This window comes from Rhizobium changzhiense, from assembly GCF_013087625.1.
Classification (GTDB): domain Bacteria; phylum Pseudomonadota; class Alphaproteobacteria; order Rhizobiales; family Rhizobiaceae; genus Rhizobium; species Rhizobium sophorae.
Genome location: NZ_JABFCQ010000006.1, coordinates 155,379 through 168,755, shown reverse-complemented (window position 1 = coordinate 168,755; position 13,377 = coordinate 155,379). Strand labels below are relative to the sequence as shown.

At 59.7% G+C, this 13,377-nt stretch carries 14 protein-coding genes; 8 read left to right on the top strand and 6 right to left on the bottom strand.

Annotated elements, in window-relative coordinates; all coding sequences use genetic code 11:
- Positions 1 to 137 precede the first annotated feature (137 nt).
- The 6 genes from G9X68_RS26155 (at position 138) to G9X68_RS26130 (ending at position 7,538) form a co-directional block, all read left to right on the top strand.
- Positions 138 to 1,082: an ABC transporter permease gene (locus tag G9X68_RS26155; RefSeq protein ID WP_171604852.1), complete on the top strand. Its 945-nt coding sequence runs from the start codon at positions 138 to 140 to the stop codon at positions 1,080 to 1,082.
- Entirely contained in the window at positions 1,079 to 1,897 is an 819-nt protein-coding gene (locus tag G9X68_RS26150; RefSeq protein ID WP_171604851.1) for an ABC transporter permease, read from the top strand. Before G9X68_RS26155 ends, G9X68_RS26150 begins: the two co-directional genes overlap by 4 nt.
- Positions 1,894 to 3,522: an ABC transporter ATP-binding protein gene (locus G9X68_RS26145; RefSeq protein WP_171604850.1), complete on the top strand. Its 1,629-nt coding sequence runs from the start codon at positions 1,894 to 1,896 to the stop codon at positions 3,520 to 3,522. The genes G9X68_RS26150 and G9X68_RS26145 overlap by 4 nt, the downstream gene beginning before the upstream one ends.
- Position 3,523: 1 nt before the next feature.
- The gene (locus tag G9X68_RS26140) at positions 3,524 to 4,387 is read left to right on the top strand and encodes a serine hydrolase (RefSeq protein WP_171604849.1); all 864 of its coding nucleotides are present in this window, start codon (positions 3,524 to 3,526) and stop codon (positions 4,385 to 4,387) included.
- Positions 4,388 to 4,411: 24 nt separating this feature from the next.
- Positions 4,412 to 5,956 (top strand): ABC transporter substrate-binding protein, encoded by a 1,545-nt coding sequence (locus G9X68_RS26135; RefSeq protein WP_171604848.1) that lies wholly within the window; start codon positions 4,412 to 4,414, stop codon positions 5,954 to 5,956.
- Between the two features lie 133 nt (positions 5,957 to 6,089).
- Positions 6,090 to 7,538, top strand: coding sequence for a M20 family metallopeptidase (locus G9X68_RS26130; RefSeq protein WP_171604847.1), 1,449 nt, complete (start codon positions 6,090 to 6,092; stop codon positions 7,536 to 7,538).
- A 133-nt stretch (positions 7,539 to 7,671) separates the two neighbouring features.
- Here G9X68_RS26130 and G9X68_RS26125 read toward each other — a convergent pair whose 3' ends face one another.
- Complete coding sequence (locus G9X68_RS26125) at positions 7,672 to 8,112, bottom strand: DMT family transporter (RefSeq protein ID WP_171604846.1); 441 nt, start codon at positions 8,110 to 8,112, stop codon at positions 7,672 to 7,674.
- Positions 8,109 to 8,591, bottom strand: coding sequence for a DMT family transporter (locus G9X68_RS26120; RefSeq protein ID WP_171604845.1), 483 nt, complete (start codon positions 8,589 to 8,591; stop codon positions 8,109 to 8,111). Before G9X68_RS26120 ends, G9X68_RS26125 begins: the two co-directional genes overlap by 4 nt.
- A 264-nt stretch (positions 8,592 to 8,855) precedes the next feature.
- Between G9X68_RS26120 and G9X68_RS26115 the strand changes: the two genes are divergently transcribed.
- Positions 8,856 to 9,668 carry a pirin family protein gene (locus G9X68_RS26115; protein WP_171604844.1) on the top strand — a complete coding sequence of 271 codons (813 nt, stop codon included), beginning with the start codon at positions 8,856 to 8,858 and terminating at the stop codon, positions 9,666 to 9,668.
- A gap of 93 nt (positions 9,669 to 9,761) precedes the next feature.
- On the top strand, positions 9,762 to 9,980 hold the full coding sequence (locus tag G9X68_RS26110; protein WP_018483477.1) for a hypothetical protein: 219 nt from the start codon (positions 9,762 to 9,764) through the stop codon (positions 9,978 to 9,980).
- Positions 9,981 to 10,121: 141 nt separating this feature from the next.
- Here G9X68_RS26110 and G9X68_RS26105 read toward each other — a convergent pair whose 3' ends face one another.
- From G9X68_RS26105 to G9X68_RS26090, 4 genes are all read right to left on the bottom strand, one after another.
- Positions 10,122 to 10,532 carry a TIGR02588 family protein gene (locus G9X68_RS26105; RefSeq protein WP_171604843.1) on the bottom strand — a complete coding sequence of 137 codons (411 nt, stop codon included), beginning with the start codon at positions 10,530 to 10,532 and terminating at the stop codon, positions 10,122 to 10,124.
- Between the two features lie 6 nt (positions 10,533 to 10,538).
- Positions 10,539 to 11,408 carry a TIGR02587 family membrane protein gene (locus tag G9X68_RS26100; protein ID WP_171604842.1) on the bottom strand — a complete coding sequence of 290 codons (870 nt, stop codon included), beginning with the start codon at positions 11,406 to 11,408 and terminating at the stop codon, positions 10,539 to 10,541.
- A gap of 171 nt (positions 11,409 to 11,579) precedes the next feature.
- Positions 11,580 to 12,392 carry a DUF1206 domain-containing protein gene (locus tag G9X68_RS26095; RefSeq protein ID WP_171604841.1) on the bottom strand — a complete coding sequence of 271 codons (813 nt, stop codon included), beginning with the start codon at positions 12,390 to 12,392 and terminating at the stop codon, positions 11,580 to 11,582.
- A 444-nt stretch (positions 12,393 to 12,836) separates the two neighbouring features.
- Positions 12,837 to 13,370: a GNAT family N-acetyltransferase gene (locus G9X68_RS26090; protein WP_171605070.1), complete on the bottom strand. Its 534-nt coding sequence runs from the start codon at positions 13,368 to 13,370 to the stop codon at positions 12,837 to 12,839.
- Positions 13,371 to 13,377 lie beyond the last annotated feature (7 nt).

Genomic DNA, 13,377 nt, shown 5'->3' with positions numbered 1-13,377 from the left:
TTTGGTTGCGGTCGTATTCCGCATAGACTTATGACAGAATCGCATAATATTGCGGATATTTCCTCATTCGATCATAGTCTGCGGCAACGAAACCGATGGCGCCGGGCACTGTCCGTCGCCCATCGCGGGGAACAAAAATGCTGAAATTCGTTCTGAACCGTCTGTTGATGGCATTGCCGACGATCGTCCTCGTTTCGGTGACCGTCTTCACGCTGATCCGCTTCATACCCGGCGATCCGGCGGCACTGATGCTGGGTGATATGGCTGAGCCGGCTCAGATCGCGGCGATGCGCTCGGAACTCGGCCTCGACAAATCGCTGCCGCAACAGTTCCTGATCTGGACCGCCAATGTCGTGCAAGGTGATTTCGGCCGCTCGATCGTCAATGACGAGCCGGTTCTGCCGCTCGCCGCATCACGCTTTCTGGTCAGCGCCCAAATCGTCGTCGTCGCCGTGCTTCTGGCGAGCCTGATCGCCGTGCCGGCGGGTGTCATCGCCGCCTGGCGGCAGAACAGTCTGACGGACCTCGCGCTGGTCGGCACGGCCACGATCCTGCTGTCGATCCCGACATTCTGGCTCGGCCTCCTGCTTCTGCTTTTCTTCGGCTTGAAACTCAGCTGGCTACCGGTCCTCGGCTATGTCTCGATCGGCAGCAACGTCACCGGCGGCCTGCTTTACCTCGTGCTGCCGATCATGACCCTGGTCATTCACGAGATGGGTGTGTTGATCCGCATGGCACGCGCCTCGACGCTGGAAGTGCTGCGTCTCGACTATATCACCCACGCCCGGGCCAAGGGGCTTTCCGAGAGCGCCGTCCTTTGGCGGCACGCCTTCAAGAATGCCTTCGGCCCGACCTGGACGGTCATTGGTCTGATCCTCGGCAATCTGCTCGGCGGCATTGCCGTCATCGAGACGGTCTTCACCATTCCGGGGCTCGGGCGACTGATGGTCGACAGCATTTTTGCCCGCGATTACCCCGTGATCCAAGGGTGCCTGCTGTTCGTCTCGTTTTCCTATGTGCTGGTCAATTTGGTCGTCGACCTGCTCTATCCCTTGTTCGATCCGCGGGTAGTCGCCGAATGAAAAACGTCACCTTCAACGGCTTCATCGGCAGCATTCTGATTGCCGCATTGCTCATCTCCGCTGCGATCGGCCTTTTCTGGACCCCCTATGATCCGATGAAGCTCGGCTTCACCGCACGGCTGGCGGCGCCAAGCAGCGCCCACTGGCTCGGAACCGACGAATTCGGCCGCGACGTGCTCAGCCGCCTGATCGTCGGCGCCCGGGCGAGCGTCTGGATCGGCACCTTGACGGTCACATTCGCAACGGTCTGCGGCACGCTGATCGGTCTCGTCACTGGTTATGCCCGCGGTTGGGTCGATGCCGTCATCATGGCCGTCAACAACGCGCTTCTCGCTTTTCCGGGCATTCTTCTGGCGCTGGGATTGCTCGCCGTCTTCGGCGCCAACCAATATGGCATCATCTTCGCGCTGGGCATTGCCTATTCTCCCTCCATGGCCCGCGTTGTCCGGGGTGCCGTCCTGTCGCTGCGCGAGCGGGAATTCATCGAGGCCTCCAAGGTGATGGGCAATGGCGAGCTTTACACCATGTTCCGCCATATCCTGCCCAATTGCGTCGCCCCGATCACCGTGCTGGCGACCTCGATGTTCGGCTGGGCGATCCTTTCGGAAAGCGCGCTCAGCTTTCTCGGCCTCGGCGTTCCGCCACCGGCGCCGACCTGGGGCAACATGCTGGCCGCCGGGCGACCATTCATCGAGCAGGCGGTCTGGCTGGGTCTGTTCCCCGGCCTGGCGATCGCCCTGACGCTCCTCGGCATCAATCTTCTGGGCGACGCTCTTCGGGACAAGCTTGATCCGCGGATGAGGGGGCTGAAATGACCAATAGAACGCTTTTGAATGTCCGCAACCTGTCACTTCAGGTCACCGGGACCGGTGTGCAGGTCGTCAAGGAGGTCAGCTTCGACATCGCGCCGGGCGAGATCTTCGGCATCGTCGGAGAAAGCGGATCGGGCAAGACGCTGGCAACACGCGCCCTGATCTCGCTGCTGCCGGCGCCCATCAAGGTGATCGGCGGCTCCGTTGCCTACAAGGGACGCGACGTGCTTTCCATGAACGCCGCCCAATTGCGCCAATTGCGTGGTGCGGAAATCGGTGTCGTCTTCCAGGAGCCGATGACCTCGCTCAATCCCTCGATGACCGTCGGCCGCCAACTCGAAGAAGGGTTGCAGCTGCATACGAAACTCTCGCAGGAGGAACGGCGCAGCCGGATCCTCGACATGCTGAACCGGGTCGGGATCCGCGATCCCGCCGGGGCGCTCACGTCCTATCCGCATGAATTCTCGGGCGGCATGCGCCAGCGCATCATGCTGGCATCGGTGATGCTGCTGAAACCGGCGCTCTTGATCGCCGACGAGCCGACGACGGCGCTCGATGCCGTGATCCAGCGCGATGTCATGGAATTGATGGTGGAGCTGACGCAGGCGGAAGGCACCGCCGTGCTGCTGATCAGCCACGATCTGCCGATGGTAGCGCGTTACACCAACCGCATCGTCGTCATGGAAAAGGGCGTGATCGTCGAAGAAGGACGCACCGCCGATCTGCTCGACGCGCCGCAGCGTGCCTATACGAAGAAACTGCTTTCCTCCCTGCCGTTCCGCGGAGAGACGCGGATGATCGACAAGACCAGGGCACCGATGGTCTCAGCGCGGGATATCATCGTCGACTATCCAGGCCGGCGGTCGCTGATGAAGAAGGCAAAGCCGAAACGGGCGCTGCATGGCGTCAGCATCGATATCCACGAGGGCGAAGTCGTGGCGCTGGTCGGCGGTTCGGGTTCCGGCAAGACCACGCTCGGCCGCACCATTGCCGGACTGGTCCGGGAGAGCGAAGGCGATATCCGGTTCAAAGGACGCAGCCGCGACGACGACTGGATGGATTATCGGCTGAATTGCCAGATGGTGTTTCAGGATCCTTATTCCTCGCTCGATCCGCGCATGACCATCCTCGCGCTCGTCGAAGAAGCGCTGCGGCTCGTTCCTGATCTCGACGCCATGGAAAAGCGCAAGCGCGCCCTGGAGACGCTGGAAGAAGTCGGGCTTGGGGCCGACTACGCCGGGCGCTACCCGCATGAGCTTTCGGGCGGCCAGCGGCAGCGCGTGGCGATTGCCCGGGCCATTGCGCGCCGGCCGAAATTCCTGATCGCCGACGAACCGGTATCGGCGCTCGACGTGACGGTCAGGGCGCAGGTGCTTGAACTCCTGTCCGATCTGCAAAAACGCTACGGCTTTTCCTGCCTGTTCATCAGCCATGATCTCGGCGTGGTCGAACAGGTGGCCGATCGCGTCGTCGTCATGCAGGACGGCCGGATCATCGAGGAGGGCGACCGCGATACGGTTTTCGACAGCCCGAAGGAGGCCTATACGCAAAGGCTTCTCTCGGCCATCCCCGCTCTGGACCACAATGCTCAGGGCGGCGTGATCCTCAAATGGCGCCTGGAGAACTGACATGACGACGATGATTGAATCCGCAAAGCTCGCGGAGCGATTGAACGCGATCTGCAATGCCCAGCCTTTCGTGACGCGCTTCATGGTGCGTGCGCTTGGCAGCGGCGAAACGATCGGCAGAGGCGCGGACGAGGAAACCCCCTCCGCCAGCACCCGAAAGACTTCGATCATGATGGCAGCCCTGAAGGCCGCACATGAAGGCCGGCTGGATCTGGACGAACAGATCACCTACGAAAAGCGTTTCGCCGAGGAAGTGGCGAGCGGGATGTTCCGCTATCTGACGCCTGGTATCGTCATATCGCTGCGCGATGCCATCACCGGCATGATGGTGCTGAGTGACAATGTCTGCACCAAGATGGTCTTCGAAAGGCTGACGCTCGAAGAGGTCGACAGCTATTGCAAGTCGATCGGCATGACTGGCACCAACCATCGCTTCCTCATCCCTCCCTTGGCGTTGTCGCCCGATCATTCATTGAAGGCCGTCACCACGACGACGGCGCGGGATCAGGTCTATCTGCTGCAGACCATCCTCGATGCGCAGGATTCGCGGGAAGCCGCGGACCGGCTCGGCTGCTCGCAGGCGCTCAGCGCCTATGCGCTTCAAACCCTGAAGAACCAGATCCTGCGTTATGCCATTCCCTCCCGGCTGCCATTCGGAGTGCTCGTCGCCCACAAGGGCGGCACGGGAAAGCGCGGCCGCATGAATGCCGGTATCGTCTATCGCGACGGTTCCCCCTTCTACATCATCGCCGTCTATACCGACGACGTGCCGCAGGAAATGCCGGACGGCACCCCCGGCTACACAGTCGCGCTTGAAACCATCGGCAGGCTTTCACGCGCCTGCTGGGATGAATTCCAATCCTAACGATCATAAAAAGAGGGTAGAACAATGCACAAACTTCTTCTTGCAGGCACCATGTTGATGGCGATGACCGGCGTGGTCGACGCCCGCGACATCGTCGTGGCTCAAAGTTCCGATCTGCGCAGCAACAATCCGGGCGTCAATCGCGACGGCAATACCGATGGCGTCATCCTGCATATCGTCGAGGGGCTCGTCGGCTATGCCAACAATGGCGAGGTCAAGCCGCTGCTGGCAAAGAGCTTCGAAGTCTCGGCCGATGGGCTGACCTACAGCTTCAAACTGCGTGACGACGTCAAATTCCACAACGGCAAGAAATTGACCGCCGATGACGTCGTGTGGAACTGGAACCGCTATCTCAAGCCTGAAACGAAATGGACCTGCCTTCCCGATTTCGACGGCAGTGGCACCGTGCATGTTACCGGGGTCAAGGCAGTCGATACTTCGACCGTCACCATCACGCTGGAAAAGCCATCGGCGGTTTTCCTTGGCCTGATGTCTCGCCCCGAATGCGGTTACACCGGGATGATCTCCCCGGAATCGGTCGGCGCGGACGGAAGCTTCGTCAAGCCGATCGGCACCGGTCCTTTCAAATGGGATGAATGGAAGAAGGGCGAGTATATCCATCTCGCCAAGTTCGACGGTTATATCTCGCCAGAGAACGACGGCAAGCCCGACGGCATGGTCGGCTCCAAACGCCCTCTCGTCGACGGCATCAAGTTCATGGTCATTCCCGATGCTTCGACCGTAAAGGCCGGCCTTCAGTCCGGCGTGCTCGATACCGCGGAGATTTCGCCGGATCTCATTCCCGAATTCAAGACGAGCGACACGATGCAACTGATCGTGGCCCGCAACAACGGCAAAAACCTCTTCTACGTCCAGACGCGCGACAAGGTTCTGAGCAATCCCGGCGTGCGCCGCGCCATGGCGATGACACTCGATCTCGACCAGCTCGTCGAGGCCGCCTCCAATGGCACCGGCGCAGCCAACGGCTCCATGGTTTCGCAAGACTCGCTCTATTTCGACGATGTCCAGAAGGAGCGTCTGCCCTACGACATCGAGGCCGCGAAAAAGGAGCTTGCGGCGGCCGGCTACAAGGGCGAGCCGATTACCATCATCGCCAACAAGCGCAGCAACGTGCCAAGCTTCCCGGCCGCGGTGATGGCGCAGGCCATGATGCAACAGGCAGGTCTCAATGTGCAGATCGAGGTGCTCGACTATGCGACGCAGGTCGATCGCCGCCGGTCCGGCAACTACCAGATCATCTCGCAATCGGTCGCGCCGCGGCTCGATCCGGCGCTGATGTACGGCTTCTATGTCGGCAACAAGGACAAGAATGCTTCCTTGATGTGGGATGACCCGAAGGCCGTCGAGTTGATGAAGGCCGCCTATGCGGAGCCCGACCAGACGAAGCGTCAGGCGATCTTCGACGAGTTTCACACGCTGATGCTCAAGGAAATGCCGGGCATCTTCCTCTATGACATGGTCGATGTCTGGGGTGCGACCAAGAAGCTGAAGGGCCAGCCGGTCTGGCAATCGAATGCCCGTCTTTGGGAAGTTTCGCTCGACAATTGAGCCTGAACTGCCGCCCGGTGGGTCGGGCGCCGCCATCCCCTTTCGACAGTCAACAGGAGATCCGGCAGGCCAGTCCTGCCGGGTCCGGTGCAACACGTCCCTGTGGCGGCAGGACAGACAGCGAGGAAATGCCATGAATCTTGACGCGATCAGCTCCATTGCCGCGACGGTCGAAAAGATGAAGCCGGATTATATTGCCCTCAGCGACAGTATTTGGGACTTCGCGGAACTGAAATTCGAGGAGCGGCGCTCGTCGCAATTGCTGGCAAGGATGCTCGAGGAAAACGGCTTTGCCGTGCGCCGCGGCGTCGCCGGCATGGAAACGGCCTTCATCGCTGAATCCGGCAGCGGCAAGCCGGTGATTGCTTTCCTCGGCGAATTCGATGCGCTGGCCGGGATGAGCCAGACCGCCGACGTGGCCGAGCCTCTTCCCGAGGTGGCGGGAGCAACCGGTCACGGCTGCGGGCACAATCTGCTTGGCGTCGGATCGCTGATGGCGGCGGTTGCGCTTGCCCGCCACCTTAAGGAAAACAAGCTGCCCGGGACGGTGCGTTACTACGGCTGCCCGGGAGAGGAGGGCGGTTCCGGCAAGACCTTCATGGTTCGCGCCGGCGCATTCGATGACGTCGATGCCGCCCTGACCTGGCATCCGGCTCCGTTCAACGGTGTTCGCTCGACGAACAATCTTGCCGTTCTCGAATATTACTATCGCTTCAGGGGTGTCGCGGCACATGCTGCCAACAGCGCCCATCTCGGCCGTTCGGCGCTCGATGCGGTCGAACTCATGAATGTCGGCGTCAATTTCCTGCGTGAACACATGCCGCAGGATTGTCGCGTTCACTACGCGATCACCGACACCGGCGGCAGGGCCGCCAATGTCGTGCAGGCAAGCGCCGAAGTTCTCTATCTGATCAGGGCGCCTGACATGCCGCAGGCGCTTGCGCTTGCCGGGCGCGTCGAGAAAGTGGCACGAGGTGCCGCGATGATGACCGAAACCACGGTCGAGATCGTGTTCGACACCGCCTCGACGAACCTTCTTCCCAACATCACGCTGGAAACTGCGATGCACGAGAACATGGTCGCGCTCGGGCCGATCGCCTTCGACGAGGCCGACATCGCCTTTGCCAGGAAAATCCAGGATACCTTCGCTGAGGAAGCGATCAGGAGCAGCATCCGCCTCTATCAGATCAAGGGCGATGTGTTCTCCAATGCCAAGGTCGATGGCTCGACGCCCTTGCACACCGGTCTGCGCGATTTCGAGGGACAATCGCATTTCCGGGCCGGGTCGACCGATGTCGGCGATGTCAGCTGGGTGACGCCGACCGCGCAATGCTGGGCGCCAGCCTGGGCAATCGGCACCAATCCCCATACCTGGCAGGTCGTCGCGCAGGGGAAAAGCCCGGCCGCGCATAAGGCCATGGCGCATGCGGCCAAGACGCTTGCGACCACGGGGCTCGCATTGATGTCGTCATCCGACCTCCTGGCAGCGGCGACGGCCGAGTGGCGGGAAAAGACCAGCGGCAAAGCCTATGTGTGCCCGATCCCCGACGATGTGATGCCCGCAACGGTTCACCGCCGGTAGCCCTGCTCTGAGAACGCCGCGCCTAAAAGATGCTGCGGGGCGGGGGCGCTCCCCGCCGTCCATCCGTCCCTTGGCTGGCGATCGGTCGATGAAATTGCCCGGTCGGCCATGGCGTCGAAAGCCATCCGTTTGGCTATTGCGGACCGCCGGCTTTGCGTCGTCTCCGGCTGACCATCATTCCGCCGACGATGAGAACAATTCCGGTCGCGTTTGCCCAAAATGACGCTGGAACGGCGCTGATATAATCAAACGCTACCCCTGTCACCATCTGGCCACCGATGATCAGCAGAGCCGAATTGACCGCACCTATTCGAGCAATGACCCAACTGCCCGCCGCCACGAAGATGACGCCGATGGGACCACCCAGATAGGCATACCAAGGCGCCTCGGCAGCCCCCGCAGGAAGCAGGCCTCCGACAAAGAGACCAAGGCAGGTGAGGGCAGCAAAGCCTATGGCATGGTTCCAGAAGGATGCGATCAGCGGCGTCGTCGATATGCTCAACCGTCCATTGAGCTGACGACTGAGGCCGACGAGCACACCGCCCAGGCACGCGAGGAGAATGAACACCGTCACGCCGCACCTCGCCCAAATAGGATGATGAGCGCAGCCCCCGTGACGACCAAGCCGAGTGCAGCGATGTCTCGTCTATCCGGACGCCGCTTTGGCAGACCGAACAATCCCCAGCTGTCGGCCGCGACGCTGAAGGCGACCTGGCCTGCCAAACCCAAAGCCAAGGTGCCGGAGAGCCCGAGCGGTGAGTTGACCGCAGTCGAGGTCAGAATGACCGTTGCCGCACCGGATATCCCACCGAAGTGAGCCCACCAAGGCGCATTGGGGGCTTTTTCCACCATCGGCATGCGCCGGCGGTGGACCAACAGGAGAAGAATAACGGCTGCGATGATGCCTGTGCCGTGGGCGGTCCAAGATGAGAATAGGGGATTGCCATAGCGGGCCAACTCCCCGTTGAGGTGCACCATGAAAGTCAGGAGCCCGCCCGTGGCAAAAGCTCCGATGAAGTAGATGGGATGCGAATTGCGTGCTTCGGTGGTCATTGCAGATCCCGTCAAAGAATCGATTGCGCCCGATATTTTTCAGATTGCCACTACAGCGCCGCGTCTTTTAGACGCGCAAAGGACGCTGCAGCACTCGCCTTTACGAATGCGTCGACCATGGTTCCTGATTAGGACGGTACGTCTCAGCGGATTTCCTGCCTGGCGTCAATCGTGGTCCGACAAACATCCTTTCCATTGACGGGCCCTTCCGGCCGATGGCTAATGGCCTGGTGTCGTCACTGCCTTGCAAGCATGGAGGATGCGATGCTGATCAAAGGCGCTCGAACGTTCGTGGTGCGGGATGCGGGAGGCTTCGTCGCACATGTCAACATGCCGGGCTGGTTGAAGCCGAAGCCGACCGATCACGGCCAAGGCCCTCTCGCCATGGTCGTTGAATCCATCCTCGATCCCGGCCGCCTGATCGCCATGCACGAGCACCGGAACGACGAGATCATTTCCTGGGTGCCCGAAGGCGTCATGCGGCACGACGACAAGGCCGCTGGCCGACTGGTAATCGATCGCGATCATCTGATGGTGATGAATGCCGGAAAAAGCTTTTGGCATTCCGAAGAGACGCTGGCATCCGATCCGCCTCTGCGAATGCTGCAGATCCTTATTCGCCCTTATGCGGTTGATCTCGAGCCGAAGATCCAGCACGGGCCGATGCCACCTGCCGCGGCAAACGTTTGGCGACACCTGGTCGGGCCGGAAGGAGAGGGCGCGCCCTTCTATGTCCGCAGCGCAATCGACTTCTTCGACATGCGGCTGGACGCAAGCGTACGGGTGGGATTCCCGCAGAAACAAGGCCGAGCCCTCTATTTCTATGTCTTTAGCGGTTCCGTTGTCGTCGATAAGCAGACGTTCGCCGAAGGCGAGCAGGGGCTGCATTTATCGGATGACAAGCTCGAAGTAGAGGCGCAGAGTGCAAGCACGTTGGTCGCGTTTCTGCTCGACCCGAACGCATCTATCACCAGGCAGGGGACTGTCGGCGACCACAAGAAGATCCCGCCGGCAATCATCATTCGCGCGTTCCTGCGATGGAAGAAATTTCGCCACATGTGGCGTCGTCATCTTTAGCATCGCCGCTCAAAGACCGAAAAGGCGATATGAATGGAACAAGGATGCCCCTAACGGGTTTCGAACCTTAGCGTTCAATAGGAGGAGCATTTCATGCCTACGGTTGCCGCCACACCCATCACCCCACCAGACCAGCACGTCGTAACAGCCCGCGAAGCCATCGAGCCACTTTATGAGAAGCTTGAGCTTCAAACGGAATCGCTGGTCCTGTCTGCGGCGCTGGAAGCGGGATGGTCTTCGGATGAGGCAACCGAGGCGCTGGCGGCGCTTAGACTGCAGGATGCACTTTCCACCCTTGGACGAACGGACTGACCGAAAACTCCGAGAATAATCGACATCTCCTGTCGGAGCGCCGGCTATCAGTTACCGAACGGTCTCGCGCGGCGTGCTGACTAGCACGGCGGCTACGGAGATATCGCGGGCGCTGGATGAAAGTCGAAACTAACAAATCGACTATGGCTCATCGAATGAGGACGCTCTGACCGTCAACGTTTTCCCGGTGGGGTCTTGCTGGAATATCAGCCCACCTTTGGCTTTCGAGTGCCCCGGGACGTAGTCCAGGACGGTCTCGACGTCTTCAATCACTGCACCTTGTTCTCGTATCTCGCCGTGGACGGTTACCTGTGACGCGGTCGCGCTTGAATCGTTTCGGATTTCGAAGAGGACCTGAAAGCCACCGTCACGCTTTTCGGTTTGCAGCACGACCCCGACCAGGTTCGGCGTAGCATCACGGTCCACCAATGCATCCTTGCCAATCCAAGCAATCACGCCAAGGACAATTACGGCCGAGACGACGCCCGTGGCCCATTCAATCCAATGCGGTTCGCCTGCTTCCACATTTTTGTTGTTGGAGGTTTTTGTCATGGTGCCTCACAGGATCAGGCGAGCTGCCGCCGCACCAATGGCAGCGGGAAAGCTCAAAACAACAACGGCCATCAGGATTTGGGTAGACCCGATGTCATCGGTTCTGTGGAACGTCCAGAGGCAATAGGCACTGATCAGACCGGCAATCACGTAGCCCGGCAGGGTGAAACGAACGAAAGCGTGCCAGCCTGGCGTACCCTCGGCGAGATCGTGGCTCCCCTTAAAAGAAAGGGCGTAGACGAACCCATGCATGACTGCCAGCGAGGCGGCGATCATGATTAGGCCATGCCACGGCGTCATCTTGTACGAAAGCAAGACCATTTCCTCGGTGGGCGCGACGTTAAGGCTGAGGAACAAGGCGCCGACCGCCATCAGGAATAGTTCACCGGCGTAGCTCGTTTCCCGTTCGCGGACTGGGTCATCACTATCGCTTTCCTTGGCATCGTCGCCATCGTCCGATTGTCCGCCGAGCTGGCTCCGACCTAGCATCGCGCCGATGCTGGCAGGTATGGCCTGGATCGCGATCATTCCGGTCATCTCATGCAGGGATTGATCGTGTTTCAGAACCCCCATGGCGATGAGGATCAGTGCACTGCCCAGTATTCCAAGGCCGTAGGCAATGCTTGCGTCACGCATCGCTTGTCGCCAGGTCGACGTCCGCTCAAATCCGATCCGGTCTGAGAGAATAACGAGGAGGGGAATATTGACGATCAACAAGAGAAACAGGCGGCTGCGGTCCATGTAGAAGCCGAGTTCCCACATTTCCATGGTCATGAACATGGGCAGCGCGAAAAGCAATGCTCCAGCAATACCGCGCGCGATACCTGAAAAAAATCTGCTGCTATTGAAATCCTGGTGCGTGGTCGCGGCACTCAAGTTTGATCTCCCCCTAAATTAAAAACTCCCACCACCCGTAAACCGAGGCAGCGGCATTCAAAGCGCACGCGCTCGCTGCGAAAGCGCGGGGTTGGACGCATGAGCACCAGCGCCGCCGAAGCCAAAGCCGTCATGGACATCAAGGTTGACATGACTTTTCTCAAATGCTTCTCAGTTGTGAGATCCTGGCAGTTCCGACCGTACCTGGGAGAGTTTGGGTGTCGACACGGTTCGATATCGTGCCTCCACCAAATTATAGATCCCGAACGCAGCCAAGCCGATAGCGACGACGAGGTAGAGAACAGCTCCGAAAGGAAGCTGTCTCACGAAGGTCAAGGCATCGCTTATGCTTCCCGCCTGGCCCGGATCGATGGTGAAGGCCGCATAGCAAAAGAAGATGCCGACGATCACGAAAACGACCCCACGGGAAACCAGCCCGTAGACGCAAACCAATAACAGAGGTCGGCTTTGACCGAGCGTGAGATATCGCTCAAATCGCCGTGTGATACCTTTCAGCGCGGTAACAGCACCACCAACGACAAACCCGAGACCAATCGCACCAGCTAGGAATCGACCAAATGGCTGCGACATGGCCCAGGCTGCTAGGCCCTTTTCTCCGCCGTCGCCACCGGATCCAAATCCAAAGGACTCCTGAAAGGCATATACCGCCAACCCCATGTACGTCACGGCGCTCCCGAGGAGGGCGGCACGGATCAGGTAGCTTTTCACACTGTGGTCATGGTTGTCTGCGTTCGCGATGGACTGGGCAAGCCGCCATGCTACAAAGCCGAGTAGCCCGAGCCCTATCAAGCCCAGCCACAGCCGGCCCAATGGCTGCTCCAAAACAGCGTCGAGCGCTGATTTGGTATCGGCCTGTCCGCCGCCGAAGCTCGAAAATACTGCCAGCGCAGCAACGAGCAAAAACACAATACCTCGGGCGCTATATCCGGCCCGCGCAAGCCATTCTAATTTCGACCTGGTCATCTCTGTTTTCCCGCCGCGTTTTTTAACGAGCGCCCAGCAAAACAGTTCCGACTTCTCGCGGTGAATCTCTTCAACGAGGCAAGCGCCTCGAACCTTTATCGCAATTTTGATTGTCGGACGTTCACCGGGGGATTCCCCAGGAAACGAGATTACGAGCAGCGCGTACGAGACTGCAAATCGAGGCGGACGAAGGTCGCCCGAATGGTCGCCACGAGAAACAGCATGAGGCGGCTGAAGAGGTCGCTGAGGTCACAAACGCCAGGCAAGCGTCTACCAGGATCAAGGGAGGTGGCAAGAAGCGTGACTTCCTGCAACGCGCTGTCCATACATAAACGCGGCTAAAATATATATGCCAGTTCCATAAGATAGATTACGCCACTTTTACAATCATAAGTTTAACTGTTTTGATGTGCACACTTACAGGATGCAGATGCGTGAGGAGGGTCAAATACCGTTTGGTGATCGCAGCTCGTAGAGCACGTGATGACGCAATGGATGCCCCTCGGCGAAATTGGGATGATTGAACTCACCGATGCGGTTCATCCCCAACCGTCTCATCAAACCCCAGGAATTGCTGTTTGCGGGCACTGTGAAGCTGACGATGCGGTCAAGCTTCAGCGTCTTGAATGCAAAGTCGAGAGACCGTTCTGCGGCCTCGCGTGCATATCCGGCGCCGTGCCGCGAGGCTGAAAGCCGCCAACCGATTTCGACTGCCGGGGCAAACGGCAAAGCCGGCGAAACGTTGTTGAGGCCGCACATGCCGATCAACGCGCCGCTTGCCTTCTCCTCCAGCGCCCACAGCCCCCAGCCATGATCCTCGAAGTGCCGGTCGATGCGGTCGAGCATCGCATCCGACTGTTCGTCGGTCAGAGGATTGAGATATCTGACGACGTCGGGCTCGGCATTGATCGCAGCGAAGGGTTTGCGATCCTGCTGCCGCCAAGGTCTCAAAATCAGACGTTCGCTTTCGAGCTTCATCGTCACT